This is a genomic window from uncultured Maricaulis sp. (genome assembly GCF_963975345.1).
GTDB lineage: Bacteria > Pseudomonadota > Alphaproteobacteria > Caulobacterales > Maricaulaceae > Maricaulis.
This window is the reverse complement of the sequence record NZ_CAXBGE010000006.1, coordinates 108,628-121,379: the sequence shown is the minus strand read 5'-3', so window position 1 is coordinate 121,379 and position 12,752 is coordinate 108,628. Positions and strand designations below refer to the sequence as shown.

At 63.6% G+C, this 12,752-nt stretch carries 13 protein-coding genes; 10 read left to right on the top strand and 3 right to left on the bottom strand.

The genetic code is table 11. The features are described 5' to 3' along the window. Positions 1-64: 64 nt before the first annotated feature. Both AAC029_RS08240 and AAC029_RS08235 read left to right on the top strand, forming a co-directional pair. Complete coding sequence (locus AAC029_RS08240; RefSeq protein ID WP_339746212.1) at positions 65-1,189, top strand: HAMP domain-containing sensor histidine kinase; 1,125 nt, start codon at positions 65-67, stop codon at positions 1,187-1,189. Between the two features lie 77 nt (positions 1,190-1,266). Beyond that, a complete protein-coding gene (locus AAC029_RS08235) occupies positions 1,267-1,914 on the top strand; it encodes a histidine phosphatase family protein (RefSeq protein WP_339746210.1) in 648 nt (215 codons plus the stop codon). Position 1,915: 1 nt separating this feature from the next. Here AAC029_RS08235 and thpR read toward each other — a convergent pair whose 3' ends face one another. After that, positions 1,916-2,455, bottom strand: coding sequence for an RNA 2',3'-cyclic phosphodiesterase (thpR, locus tag AAC029_RS08230; RefSeq protein ID WP_339746208.1), 540 nt, complete (start codon positions 2,453-2,455; stop codon positions 1,916-1,918). Further along, positions 2,452-3,105, bottom strand: a complete 654-nt coding sequence (locus tag AAC029_RS08225) for an arylesterase (RefSeq protein ID WP_339746205.1) — start codon at positions 3,103-3,105, stop codon at positions 2,452-2,454. Before AAC029_RS08225 ends, thpR begins: the two co-directional genes overlap by 4 nt. Before the next feature lie 78 nt (positions 3,106-3,183). Between AAC029_RS08225 and AAC029_RS08220 the strand changes: the two genes are divergently transcribed. From AAC029_RS08220 to AAC029_RS08210, 3 genes are all read left to right on the top strand, one after another. After that, positions 3,184-3,867, top strand: a complete 684-nt coding sequence (locus tag AAC029_RS08220; RefSeq protein WP_339746202.1) for an ABC transporter ATP-binding protein — start codon at positions 3,184-3,186, stop codon at positions 3,865-3,867. Then, entirely contained in the window at positions 3,864-6,395 is a 2,532-nt protein-coding gene (locus AAC029_RS08215) for an FtsX-like permease family protein (RefSeq protein WP_339746200.1), read from the top strand. The genes AAC029_RS08220 and AAC029_RS08215 overlap by 4 nt, the downstream gene beginning before the upstream one ends. A gap of 118 nt (positions 6,396-6,513) precedes the next feature. Further along, positions 6,514-7,263 carry a Bax inhibitor-1/YccA family protein gene (locus AAC029_RS08210; RefSeq protein ID WP_339746198.1) on the top strand — a complete coding sequence of 250 codons (750 nt, stop codon included), beginning with the start codon at positions 6,514-6,516 and terminating at the stop codon, positions 7,261-7,263. Between the two features lie 97 nt (positions 7,264-7,360). On the opposite strand, the gene AAC029_RS08205 is transcribed toward AAC029_RS08210, so the two are convergent. Beyond that, positions 7,361-7,696, bottom strand: coding sequence for a DUF2794 domain-containing protein (locus AAC029_RS08205; protein ID WP_339746196.1), 336 nt, complete (start codon positions 7,694-7,696; stop codon positions 7,361-7,363). Between the two features lie 309 nt (positions 7,697-8,005). Here AAC029_RS08205 and AAC029_RS08200 point away from each other — a divergent pair, with 309 nt between their 5' ends. Genes AAC029_RS08200 through AAC029_RS08180 form a run of 5 tightly spaced genes read left to right on the top strand, consistent with a single transcriptional unit; the run spans position 8,006 to position 12,740 of the window. Beyond that, a complete protein-coding gene (locus AAC029_RS08200; RefSeq protein WP_339746194.1) occupies positions 8,006-8,743 on the top strand; it encodes an ABC transporter ATP-binding protein in 738 nt (245 codons plus the stop codon). Continuing rightward, on the top strand, positions 8,740-9,483 hold the full coding sequence (locus tag AAC029_RS08195) for an ABC transporter permease (protein ID WP_339746192.1): 744 nt from the start codon (positions 8,740-8,742) through the stop codon (positions 9,481-9,483). The genes AAC029_RS08200 and AAC029_RS08195 overlap by 4 nt, the downstream gene beginning before the upstream one ends. Further along, positions 9,480-11,327 carry a Gldg family protein gene (locus AAC029_RS08190; RefSeq protein ID WP_339746190.1) on the top strand — a complete coding sequence of 616 codons (1,848 nt, stop codon included), beginning with the start codon at positions 9,480-9,482 and terminating at the stop codon, positions 11,325-11,327. Before AAC029_RS08195 ends, AAC029_RS08190 begins: the two co-directional genes overlap by 4 nt. After that, positions 11,324-12,394 carry a DUF4340 domain-containing protein gene (locus AAC029_RS08185; RefSeq protein WP_339746188.1) on the top strand — a complete coding sequence of 357 codons (1,071 nt, stop codon included), beginning with the start codon at positions 11,324-11,326 and terminating at the stop codon, positions 12,392-12,394. The genes AAC029_RS08190 and AAC029_RS08185 overlap by 4 nt, the downstream gene beginning before the upstream one ends. Next, positions 12,360-12,740: a VOC family protein gene (locus AAC029_RS08180; RefSeq protein ID WP_339746186.1), complete on the top strand. Its 381-nt coding sequence runs from the start codon at positions 12,360-12,362 to the stop codon at positions 12,738-12,740. The genes AAC029_RS08185 and AAC029_RS08180 overlap by 35 nt, the downstream gene beginning before the upstream one ends. The last annotated feature ends 12 nt before the right edge of the window (positions 12,741-12,752 follow it).

The window sequence follows — 12,752 nt, the reverse complement described above, 5'->3', positions numbered from 1 at the left end:
GTCATCATTTGATGCCCACCGGACGGGTGATTGACTGCTTCGTGGCTCTCTTGGTGGGTCGCGCATGAGCGAGAACTTCATGCTGTCGACGGCTGTCCAGGACATTTTCGTTATACTCGTGCTTGCCTTCACCCTGTACGTGATGGCGCGGAATCTGCGGGCAATCAGCTTTGCCGGTATCTCGCGCGAACTGGGTTTGATCGCAATAGGCATGGCGATCTGGGGCGGATACCACCTCGTCCATCTCGTCTTTTTGGCTGTCGGTCCGATCTGGATCAGCGAGGCAGGAATGCTTCGCCTCGGCACTGGACTGCAGACCTGGGTCCGCTGGTTGATTGAGACGGTCGCGACAATCCTGTTTCTCGCCGGAATTGTTCAGCTTACGTGGCGGTTTGGCCGCTTGATGCAGAACCTCGAACAATCGGAATCAGCGCTTGAGCATGAACACCAGGCGCGCACCACGCTCGAAGGCAAGCTCAAGGCTGCAACCGCGACCCAGAAATCTTCCAGTCAGCAGGAATCCGAATTTCTGCTCGGGTTGAGCCATGAATTGCGCACGCCGTTGAACGGCATTATCGGGCTGGGCAATCTGCTCGGGAATACGACGCTGGATTCCGATCAACGCAAACTGCTCGGCACGCTTGAGCAATCGGCCCAGGCGATGCTGGCCCGTGTCAGCGCGGTGATCGATCTGTCGCGGCTGCGCTCGAGGCAGGTCGAGGTCCGCACCCAAGAGTTTTCACCGGCCGAACTGGTGCGGTCAGTCGAAGCCTTGCATGCACCGTCCGCAACCGAGAAAGGGCTGGTCTTTGCGAGCGAGATCGCCGAGGCGGCCGATGCCATGCTGATTGGTGACAGCCGGCTGACGAAACAGCTTCTCTCAACGCTGGCTTCGCTGGCGATCAAATATAGCTCAGCCGGCACCGTCCGCATTCTGGTCGATAGTGAATCGGCGGGCGAGGACATTGCCCGGGTCCAATTCACCGCAATCGCGACCGGTCTCGAGTTCCGGCCGGAGGTGATCGAGCGTGTCCGTGCCGAGCGTGGCAGCATGCGCGGCGATGGCGGCATCGGTCTGGCGATTTGCTGGCGTCTTGCCACCCTGATGGAGGGCGGGCTCGAGATTGAGAGCAATGCCGGTACCGGCACTGTGGTCAGGGTGCAGCTGCCGATGCGACGCGCGCTCTAGCGTTTGATTGGCCATTTCGGGTGGATGCGCTGCGAACGGCACTCTATGCTGCGGCCAAATCGGAAACGAGGCCCCGCATGAGACTGATTTTCCCAACCCTCGCATTGCTTTCGCTGCTGGCCGCTTGCGCCGGTCCTGAAGCCGCATCGGACTTTGATCGACCGGCTTTGCTGGAGCTGGCTCCGGCGGGCATTGCCGCCGACCTGCGCCGCGCCGACCGGAATATCCTGGTCGTTCGGCATGCGCGCAAGATCGCGCCGGACTGCAATGCGCTGGACTGCCCGCTCAGCCCTTTGGGCGGCGCGATGGTCGCGCGACTGGCGGATGTGATCGGCTCGCCCGAGGTTGACCAAGCCTATTCCAGTGCCGCCTGCAGGACCCTGCGTACCGCCGAGGCCGGTGGCCGTGCCGTCACCGTCCACCAAGCAGCAAACGGGCTTGAGGCGGGTTGTGCGGCGAATGACCTTGTCACCCGCAGCCGTGCCGACGCGTTTGCCGAGGCCGAAGCGTCTGACGCGCGTTGGACACTGGTTGCCGAACATTCCAACACCAGCTGCCTGTGGCTGGAGCGATTTGTCGGCCTGGCAGCCTCGCAGACGGTCGGTTGCAGCGATGGGCGCCTCGCCGACACGGCCTATGGCGATATCTTCTGGCTCTATCGCACCGATGGTGTCTGGCAGGTGACCGTGTTGCCGGCCGCGTTTGAAGTCGAGGGAGAGGGCTAGTTCAGCTCAGCCAATAGCGGGTGACGGGTTCATAGATATTGGCCTCGCCGCGGGTGAGCCAGCTGGCGTAGAGGCTGAAACCGGTGATGCGGGCCGGCTCGCAGCGGAACGTGCCCAACGCTTGGGTAAAGGCAGCGAGCTTCTCCACGGGAGTGTTCTGGAGATAGGCCAGAGTGACGTGCGGCAGGAATTTGCGTGGCTCCGCAGCCAGCCCGGCCCGCTGGGCCGCGCGCTCACACTTGGTCTGAAGCGCCAGCAGTTCCGCGGCGGCTTCGACGCCAATCCAGAGCGCGTGTGGCTCCAGCCGGCCAAACCAGCCAGCTCCCTTTAGCGTCAGATCGAAGCCGGATGCGGTGATTTTCGCCAGCTCGAAATCGAGATCCTCGGCCTTGCGCTCATCGACCTCGCCGAAGAAGCGCAAGGTCAGGTGCAGGTTTTCACGTGGCCGCCAGCTGGCTCCGGGCAGACCCGATTGCAGGGCCAGCAAAGGTTCGCGCACGCTGTCGGGCAGGCCGATGGCGGTAAACAGGCGTTGGCTCACGGCGCAAGCTCCTGTGCCGGCGTGTGAAACAGGGTCGCGGCGATGAAATCGGCTAGTGGTGCGGCCATCAATTCAACCCCGCGCGATGTCGGATGCAGGCCGTCGCGTTGCAGGAATTCGGGATGCAAGGCGACCGGGGCAAGCAGGAAAGGGTAGAGCGCGACATGTTCTTCCTGCGCCAATTGCGGGTAGATCGCGTCAAACTCCTGGCGGTATTCCGCACCCATATTGACCGGTGCCAGCATCCCGGCCAGCACGATATCGAGGCCGCGCGCCTGTGCCCGCTCAATCATCGCTGTCAGATTGGCTTGGGTCTGCGCTGGGGGTTGTCCCTGTAGCGCGTCATTGGCGCCGAGCGCGATGACGACGCCGTCGGCATCAGGACCGACCGAAAAATCAAACCGGGCCAGGCCGCCCGCCGTCGTGTCGCCGGACACACCGGCATTGATCACGACAACCTGCCCCAGCCCGCGCGCCGCGAGGGCGCGGCCGAGCGCCGCCGGCAGCGCCTCGTCATCGCTGAGGCCGAAGCCGGCGCTGAGGCTGTCGCCGAGCACGACGAGCCGATAGGCGGGCGGGTCCCCGGCAGCAATGGCAGGCGACGTCAGGACCAGCAGGCCGATCACGACAAGGTGAAGCATGTGACGCATGTTGAACTAGGCCTTTGCCGATCCGCTGTCCTATGACATATATCGAAATTCGATATCAACGCAAATTCCGGATCCGTAATGACAGATACCAGCTTGCCCCACGTCCTGTCGCTGCGCGATGTTGAACTGACGCTAATGGCTGCGTCCGGGCCCGTGCATATTCTTGATCATGTCAGCCTTGAAGTCAGGCCTGGCGAGAGCGTCGCCATTGTTGGCCCGTCGGGATCGGGTAAATCCTCCCTGATGGCGGTTTCAGCCGGGCTTGAGCGCGCGAGCTCCGGTGAGATCATCCTGCTTGGCGATCCGGTGACCGGTCGCAGTGAGGGGGAATTGGCCCGCCTGCGGCGTGGCCGGGTTGGTTTCGTGTTCCAGTCCTTCCATTTGATGCCGACCATGACGGCACTGGAAAATGTCATGGCGCCGCTGGAGATCGCGCGTCAGGACAAGGTCCGCGAACGGGCCACCGAGGCGCTTGGTCTGGTCGGGCTGCAGCATCGGCTGACGCATTATCCCGGGCAGCTGTCCGGCGGCGAGAAGCAGCGCGTTGCTGTGGCGCGGGCGCTGGCGGTCGGGCCCGACATTATTTTTGCCGATGAACCGACCGGCAATCTCGACACCGCAGCGGGAAGCATGATCGCCGACTTTCTGTTCGAGGCCTCGCGCCAGCATGGCGCGGCGCTGGTGCTGGTGACCCATGATCGCGAGCTCGCCAGCCGGGCCGACCGCATCGTCGAAATGCGCGACGGGGCGATCCTGTCATGAATGCCGGGCTCGCGGTTCGCATCGCCGGGCGGGAATTACGCGCCGGGCTGCGCGGCTTCATGGTTTTTCTCGCCTGCCTGACGCTCGGCGTCGCCGCGATTGCCGCCGCCGGATCAGCGAGTGCGATGTTTCGCGACGGCGTGGCGGGCGAGCTCAGCCGCATTCTTGGCGGAGATCTGTCGTTCTCCGTGCAACGGGCGCCGATCCCCGACGATCTGACCGCCGAGATGGCCGCACAAGGCCAAGTGTCGAAGATCGCCGATATTAATGTCATGGCGAGCCTGAATGATGTCCGCCGCCTGATCCGGTTGCGCGGTGTCGATGCGGCCTATCCGCTACTCGGGACGGTGGTAACCGAGCCCGACCTGCCGTTATCGCAGCTGCTGGCGGTCCGCGATGGTGTCGCCGGTGCGGCGGCAGATCCGGACATTTTTCGCGTTTTCAATGCTCGGATCGGCGACCGGATCGAGCTGGCGGGGCAGGTGTTTGAGCTGCGGGCCGAACTCGTCAGTGAACCGGACCGGCTTGACCTTGGCTTTGATTTCGCGCCGCGCCTTCTGGTCGCCCTCGATGGCGTCGAGGGTGCCGGCCTGATGGCCGAGGGTTCGATCTATCGTTCGGGGCTGCGTGTTGTGCTCGACGATGATGCGGTTGATCTGGCGGCACTGGATACCGAGCTTGAGGCTCCGCTTCGCGAGCAGGGTATCAATGTCACGACCCGCGATGAGTTGGGCGATCAGTTCGATGATTTGCTCGACAATCTCAGCGTCTTCCTCGCCGTCGCCGGGCTTGCGGCCCTGCTCGCCGGTGGGCTCGGCGTGGCGCAGGCGGTCTCGACCTTCCTGTCGACGCGCACCGGCTCGATAGCCGCCCTCAAGGCGCTCGGCGCTGACGGGGCGACGATCCGGCTGGCTTATCTGCTGCAGATACTGGTGCTGGCACTGGTCGGTTCATTGCTTGGGGCCGCGCTGGGGGCACTGGCGCCAACTGCGCTGGTCGCAGGATTTGGCGAGGCGCTGCCAATCCCGGTCCAAGCCGGTCTCTACCCCGAACCGCTCGGGCTGGCGGTGTTGTTTGGCATGCTCTCGGCGCTGGCCTTCGCTCTGCCGGCCATCGGTCGCGCCCGGGCGACGCCCCCCTCGGCCCTGTTGGGTGGTGAGGTGAGAGGTCAAAATTCGACGCCATGGAGCGAGCGGATCGCGGCCCTGCTGACCGGTCTGGTGTTTGTTGCGTTGGCGATCCTGTTCAGTCCCTCTCCCATGGTGGCGGGCGTCATGCTGGGGTTTGCCGTGCTGGTATTTGCGCTGTTGTGGGGTGCGGCCTTTGGTTTGCGCCGTCTGGCACGTTGGCTGGCCCATGGCGCCCGTGGTGCCTGGCGTCTGGCCCTGACCCAGCTGGGCGGACCGGGATCGGTCGCCCCGGTTGCGGCACCCGCGCTGGGGCTCGGCTTGGCCCTGCTCGCCGTCGTGACCCTGGTGCAGCACAATTTGGTGACCCAGATCCGCGATACCGCGCCAGCCAATCTGCCCAGTCTCGCCATCGCCCAAATCCCGTCCGATCGCGGCGAGGAGTTTGATCGCATCGCGGCTGAGGCTGGCGCGCAGATTGCCGACCCTGAACGCTATCGCCGCGCGCCGGCCCTGCTGGGACGGATCACCGGCATCAAGGGCGAGCCACTCGATCTGGAGGCTGTCGCGCCATCGGAGCGCTGGCTGGTCGATGGCGAGACGCGGCTGACCTATCTGGCGCAGCAGCCACCGGAATCGGTGCTCGAAGCCGGTGAATGGTGGCCGGACGATTATGCCGGACCGCCGTTGATCTCAATTGAAGGTGATGCGGCGCGCGGGCTGGGCGTCGGGGTCGGTGACACACTGACCTTTCGGATTCTCGGCAGGGAGATCACGGCGCAAATCGCCAGCCTGCGCACGATTGATTGGGGTGGTTTCGGCGTCAACGTCGCCATTGTCTTTGCGCCGGGCACGCTGGAAGCGGCCAATTCGAGCCAGACGGCGCTGTTGCGGGCCCAGCCGGAATTCGAGGACGGTATCGCTACGGCAATCGGGGCCGCTTTCCCGGAGGCGGTGATCTATCGCGTTCGCGAACGGCTGCAGGCTGCGGCCGAAGTGTTTGCGCAGACAACGGTGGCGATCAATGCCGTCGCCGGCGTCGTCGCTCTTGCCGGTGCGCTGGTGATGCTGGGCGCCTTCGCCGCAGCTGCCAGGCGGCGGGTCACCGATGCGGCTCTGCTGAAGACTTTCGGGGTGACGCCGGCCGGCGTGTTGGTGATCTTCGCGCTCGAATTCGGCCTTGTCGGGGTGATGGCGACCATCCTCGCTTTGATATTGGCGATCCCGCCGGCCTGGTATGTGATGACGCAATTGGTTGAGGCGGTGTGGGCGCCAGACTGGATCGCGGTCGGGGCCGTGAGCGCGGTGGCCATTCTATCGGCCGCCGCCGGTGGTGCTCTGGTGGCCCGGGCGGCGCTTTCAGTTCCCGCGGCACGGGCGCTGAACGCTGCCCAGAGCTGAAATTGTTATGAGGGGGGACGCGAAGCCCTCCCGTCCCGTCTTGCAATCGCCGCACGGTAAGCCAATATTGGGTACAAACCGCCTGACCGGGCGGATCGAAGAATGAGAGACTGGAACCATGAACGATTTTTCACGCACCCATGTCGGCGCCCCATCGATGGACATGTCCGTCGATGCTGGCCTGCGCAGCTATATGCTCGGCATCTATAATCTGATGGTGATCGGCCTGTTGGTGACAGCAGGCGCAGCCATCCTGTCGGCGCAACTCTTCTTTGTCGGAATTGGCACGGAAAGCTTCGGCGTGACAGAGCTTGGTGCCACCGTTTTCAACACACCGCTGAAATGGGTCGTCATGCTCGCCCCGCTCGGCTTGGTGATGTGGATCTCCTTCCGGCTCAACAAGCTCAGCTCCGGCATGGCCCGGACGCTGTTCTACATTTTCGCCGGAGTGATGGGCATTTCGCTGTCATCGATTATCGCCGTTTACACGGCCGGCTCGATTGCCAATACCTTCTTCGTGACGGCGGCGGCATTCGGCGCGCTCAGCCTCTATGGCTACACGACCAAGCGCAATCTGACCGGGATGGGCTCCTTCCTGATCATGGGCCTGTTTGGTCTGATCCTGGCATCGGTCGTCAATATTTTCCTGGCTTCGAGCGCGATGGAATTCGTGATCTCGGCGGTTGGCGTGCTGATCTTTGCCGGCCTGACAGCCTACGACACCCAGCGTCTGAAAATCAGCTATTACGAATATGGCGGCTCACCAGAGCTGGCATCGAAGATGAAGGTTCACGGAGCGCTTTCGCTCTACCTCAACTTCATCAACATGTTCCTCTTCATGTTGCGCTTCATGGGCAATCGCAACTGATTTGGCGCAATTGATCGGGAAGAACCCGCTTTGAATACCAACCCCCGGAGCCTGGCTTCGGGGGTTTTTCTTGGCCCGAAGGTCGGGGTTTGGGGGCTCAGGACACGACCGAAAAGCGTTTCTTGTCGAATACGCGCAGCACCTGCGCCAATTCATGGCCGCGCTTGAGCACATGGCCATCAACGGCCACGACCTTGTACGAACCCTGGCGCTGGGCATCGGCTGGGGTTTTGATGATCGCGAACATCGGCACTTCGCTGGCGCGCCGGAAGATTGAGAACACTGCCTGGTCTGACAGCCCGTCAATGGCATAGTCCTTCCATTCGCCCATCGCGACGAACCGGCCATAGACATTGAGAATTTCTGCCAGTTCGCGCCGGTCCCACATGATGAAGGCAGGTGCGCGCCGGCTGGTTTGGAGCCCTGTTGCCACTGAATTTCTCCTCCCGGTTGAATCCCATTTGAGTCGCCGGCAACAGCTTACAAACATTTCACGCTACGCCGCAAAGTCGCCACATTTTCGACCTGATCGCGCCTCATGGCCCAGCCACGCTCTGGCTGTCGATCGGCCGCATTAAAGCTCAGGGTCTTGGTTTTAAACAGCCCCCCCAGCCCCCCGGATCACGAGCCGCGCGCCGGTCGACACTTTTCCTACATTTTGCAATTTTGCGTTCAGTCTTCGCGCTGGCCAAGTGCGCTGCACCGCGCTAACGCTAGGGCCTGCAATTCGTGAGCGCTACCCATGCTGGTTGCCGACCATTTGGTGAAGGAATTCGGAGGTCTGCGGGCCGTCGAGGATGTCAGTTTCCGCCTTGAGCGCGGCGAGGTGCTCGGCTTTCTCGGGCCCAACGGGGCTGGCAAGTCCACCACCATGCGCATGCTGGCCGGCTGCCTCGAACCCGATTCCGGTTCTGCCCGAATTGCGGGTCATGATTGCGTCCAGGACCGGATCGAAGCCCAGTCGCGCTTGGGCTATCTGCCCGAGGGTGCGCCGGCCTATCCGGCGATGACACCGCGCGCCTTTGTTGCCTTCGGTCTGCAGGTTCGCGGCTTTTCCGGCGATGCGCTGAAGCGGGCGACCGAATTGGCGCTTGAACGTGCCCGGCTCGGTGCCGCCGCATCACAGCCGATCGGCACCCTGTCCAAGGGCTATAAGCGCCGCGCTGCGCTGGCAGCGGCGATTGCCCATGATCCGGCCGTGCTGATTCTCGATGAACCGACCGACGGGCTCGACCCCAATCAGAAGGATGGGGTTCGGGCCCTGATCCGTGAAATGGCCCCGGAAAAGGCGATCATCATCTCCACTCACATTCTCGATGAAGTCCCCGCCGTGTGCAGCCGCGCCATCATTATCGCGCAGGGCCGCCTGCTGTTCGACGGCTCACCTCACGCGCTGGAAAAGCTGACGCCCGACGGCAGTATCGAAACCGCCTTCCGGTTGTTGACGACCGGCGGCTGTCCGGTCGGGGATGCGGCATGATGGGTTCTCTGGTCGCCGTTTATCGCCGCGAACTGACGGCCTATTTCCAGACGCCGTTGGCCTATGTGTTCCTGGCGGTCTTCGCCTTCGCGGCGCCGGCCTTCGCCTTTCATATCGGCCGCTTCTTCGACACCAATCGGGCCGATCTGGCGCCGTTGTTTGATTACCTGCCCTGGCTGCTGGTGATCCTGATGCCGGCTTTGGCGATGCGTGCCTGGGCCGAGGAAAAGGATCGAGGCACGCTGGAATTTCTGATGTCGCTGCCCATCCCGCTCTGGGCCTCGACCGGCGGGAAATTCCTTGCCGCTTGGACCGTGGCCGCAGCCGCGATCGTGCTGACCATGCCGATGTGGATTGCCGTCAATTATCTCGGCGAGCCTGACAATGCCGCCATCGCCACAGCCTATGTCGGCGCGCTGCTGCTGGCGGGTAGTTATCTCGCCATCGGCCAAGCGCTGTCGGCAACGACGGCCAACCAGGTCGTCGCTTTCGTGCTCGGCGCCGGAGCCTGCTTCCTGCTGACAATGGCCGGCCTGCCGCTGGTGCTGTCCGTGCTGGGCGAGAATGCACCCGCCGCCCTGTCGGAATTTATCGCCGGGCTCAGCGCGCTCGAGCATTATGACGCCTTGCGCAATGGCGTGATCGCGGTGGCTGATCTGGTCTACTTCCTCGGTCTGATCCTCGCCGCGCTTGGCGCCGCCGGTGTGATGATCGCCGAACAGCGCGGGGGTGGACGATGAAAAAAGCGCTCTATCTGCCGTTGATGCTGGTCAGTATCGCCCTGATTTTCCTCGCCGGCACCTTCCTCTCGACCCAGCTTCTCGCTGGCGTGCGGATTGATTTGACCCAGAACGGGCTCTACCGGCTTTCGCCCGGCACGCTGGCAGTCATTGACCGTCTCAACGAGCCAATCGAATGGCGCTTCTATCATTCGCGCGCCGAAGCGGCGCAATATCCGGCCGTGCGCAGCTATGCCACGCGGGTACGTGAACTCCTGCGGACCTATGAGAAGCAATCCGGTGGCCGTATCCGACTGGTCGAGATCGATCCAGCGCCTTTCTCGCGAGCCGAGGACGAGGCGCTGGCGGCTGGTCTGCAATCACTGCCGACGGATACCGGCGAGCGGATATTCTTTGGACTGGTGGCGCGCAATTCGGTCGATGACCAGGCGGTGATTGACCTGTTCGACCAGGCCGATGAGGCGCGGCTGGAATATGACCTGACGCGGCTGATCTCCGATGTCGACCGGCCCGAACGCCCACGTTTGGCGGTTTTGGCCGGCCTGCCGCTCGACCCCTCCGATGGTGCCCCCCCCAACCGCTTCGTCAGCGACCTTAATGCCGCCTATGATCTGCAATGGCTCGGCTCCGATTTCGACGCGATCCCTGATGCGGCCGCCCTGTTGATTATCCATCCGGGCCGGCTCAGCGAGGGCCAGCTCTATCTGATCGACCAGTTTGCGCTGCGGCGCGGGCGTGTCCTCGTCTTCGTCGATCCGATGGCGCATATGGCGCTGCGCGCCGGTCTCGACGGCCTGCCACCGGTTGATGCCCATCGCGCCTCGGGCCTGTCACCTTTGTTGGCCAATTGGGGTATCGATTGGGACAGCGAGGCCGTGGCGATGGATCGCACGCTCGGCCTGCCCGTCGAGATCATGGATACCGATGGTCGCGCCCGCCGCCGCGCTTATCCGCTATGGTTTTCCATCGGCCGGGCCCAGATCAATGTTGATGATCTGGCGACCGCGACGCTGGACCGCAATATCAATTTGGGCTCGCCCGGTGTGCTCGATTTCCTGCCCGACAGCGGTCTCGATGTGACGGTGCTGATGAGCACCAGTCCGGACGGGGCCGAGATCGACGCCGATATCGCTGCCGGGGCACCAGGCCCGGATGATTTGCTACGCGATTACGAGCCCGCGCACCACGCCCTGGTGCTGGGCGCCCGGCTGCGCGGCGAGGCCGGTACGGCCTTTCCTGATGGCCCGCCCGCCGGAGATATCGTCTTCAGCCCCGCCGATCATCTCACCCGTTCCGAGACGCCGCTGGATTTGACGGTGATCGCCGATGTCGACTGGATTGATGACACTTTCTATCTGCGTAGTGACCCGGCAGCGGGTGATACAATCGTCGCCGACAACCTCACGCTGGCGATGAATCTGGTCGATATGGCGGCCGGTGACCCGGCCCTGATCGGGCTGCGCTCGCGTTCACCTTCAGTGCGGCCGATGACGCGGGTCGATAGCCTGCGGGCCGAGGCCGAGACACGCTATGTCGAGATTCAGGACCGGCTCGAGGCCGAGATCGACGAAGCCGAGACGCGGCTGCAACAATTGCTCGGCTCAGGGCAGGCTTCCAGCCTGGCCGATCCGGGTGCCCGCGCCGGCCGTGACGAGGCGGTTGCCCTGCGCCAGCAAATCCTGACGACCCGGGCGCATTTGCGCGAGGTCGAGCGCGAATTTCGTCATGATATCGACGGCCTCAATGCCTCGCTACAATTCTGGACCATCGGTGTGCCACCCGCCCTGGTCATCCTGATCGGGATATTGGGCGCGCTGTTCCGCCGCCGCAGGAGCGCCTCATGAGCCGGCCGATGGATCGCCAACGCCTCGGTCAATTGCTGATCGCTGGCGGCATCGCAGCTGCGCTGCTGGCCGGTGCCGCAGCAACGCTGGTCTTGCAGGCCCAACGCAATTGGCAGCCCGAGGTCAGCGGACCGGTTCTGCCGGGCTGGACACAGACTGTGGCCGATGCCCGCGAGATCGAAATTGCCGGGCCCGAGGATCATTTCACGCTGGTGCGCGGCGAAAATGGCTGGACGATGCCCAGCCGCGACGATCATCCGGTGATCCCGGAGCGTTTGGCCGAGCTTGACGCCTTTCTCGGTGGGCTGAGCTATGCCGGTGCCCGCACCGCTGATCCGGCCAAGCATGCCCGCCTGGAATTGGCCGATCCCGGCCAGCCCGGTGCCGGCACGCGGCTGACGCTGCGCGATGGCGATGGCAATGTGCTGACCGAGATCATCATCGGCGCGGCCCGCAATGACCGGGTCTATCTGCGTTTCCCCGACCGTCCCCGCACCTATGCGGCTGAGTTGACCGGTGAAGCAGCGACGATTCCGGCGATCTCGCTGGCTGATAACTGGCTCAATCTTGATTTCATCGCGCTCGACCCGTCTGACATCGCCCGGACCACGATCACACCGGAGCGCGGTCCGGCCTATGTGCTGGAGCGGCCGGGTCAGACGGCGCGCAATTTCTCGCTGCGCGAGCCGGGTGGATGGCGGCCGATCACGGCCGGGGCCGGCAATGGTCCGGCGGCGGCGCTGGTACGGATCCGGTTTCGCGATGTCCGCCTCGCCGACCGGCTGCACGGCGAACCGGCCGGGCGCCATGTCGAGGAAACTTTCTCGGGCTTGCGGCTGACTCTGGATATTCTGGCGCTGGGCGATACCCGCTGGACCACTGTGACGGCGACGGCACTCACCGATGGCGGCGCTGAAAAGGCGGCCGAGATCAATGCCCGTACGGCCGGCTGGGCCTATCTGCTGAGTGATCTGAGCCTTGATCGTCTGTTGCGGCCGCTTGATGAAATTGCGGATCATATGGGAGCGAGCGATGCGTCTGAACCAGCTGACGATTCCGGTCAGTGATATCGAGCGATCGAAGGAATTCTACCAAAGGCTCGGCTTTCGCCTTCTGGTCGATTCCCCGCATTACACCCGCTTTTTGGCACCCGAGGGCGATACGACATTCTCGCTGCATGTGACCGCTGACCCCGTCGTGCCGGGCGCGGTGATCTATCTGGAATGCGATGCGCTCGATGATGAGGTCGCGGCGTTGAAGGCCGAGGGTTTCGATTTCGAGACGGATCCGGCCGATATGGGCTGGCTGTGGCGCGAGGCCAATCTGCGCGACCCGGACGGGCATTTGATCAAGCTCTATCATGCCGGCGTCAACCGGATCGATCCCCCCTGGCGGGTCAAACCGGAGGCTTGATGCCGGCATTGC

Coding starts and splice junctions, on each gene's coding strand:
- AAC029_RS08200 (WP_339746194.1), top strand. CDS start 8,006: ATGCTGGTTGCCGACCATTTGGTGAAGGAATTCGGAGGTCTGCGGGCC.
- AAC029_RS08240 (WP_339746212.1), top strand. CDS start 65: ATGAGCGAGAACTTCATGCTGTCGACGGCTGTCCAGGACATTTTCGTT.
- AAC029_RS08215 (WP_339746200.1), top strand. CDS start 3,864: ATGAATGCCGGGCTCGCGGTTCGCATCGCCGGGCGGGAATTACGCGCC.
- AAC029_RS08235 (WP_339746210.1), top strand. CDS start 1,267: ATGAGACTGATTTTCCCAACCCTCGCATTGCTTTCGCTGCTGGCCGCT.
- AAC029_RS08210 (WP_339746198.1), top strand. CDS start 6,514: ATGAACGATTTTTCACGCACCCATGTCGGCGCCCCATCGATGGACATG.
- AAC029_RS08225 (WP_339746205.1), bottom strand. CDS start 3,105: ATGCGTCACATGCTTCACCTTGTCGTGATCGGCCTGCTGGTCCTGACG.
- AAC029_RS08195 (WP_339746192.1), top strand. CDS start 8,740: ATGATGGGTTCTCTGGTCGCCGTTTATCGCCGCGAACTGACGGCCTAT.
- AAC029_RS08220 (WP_339746202.1), top strand. CDS start 3,184: ATGACAGATACCAGCTTGCCCCACGTCCTGTCGCTGCGCGATGTTGAA.
- AAC029_RS08185 (WP_339746188.1), top strand. CDS start 11,324: ATGAGCCGGCCGATGGATCGCCAACGCCTCGGTCAATTGCTGATCGCT.
- AAC029_RS08190 (WP_339746190.1), top strand. CDS start 9,480: ATGAAAAAAGCGCTCTATCTGCCGTTGATGCTGGTCAGTATCGCCCTG.
- AAC029_RS08180 (WP_339746186.1), top strand. CDS start 12,360: ATGCGTCTGAACCAGCTGACGATTCCGGTCAGTGATATCGAGCGATCG.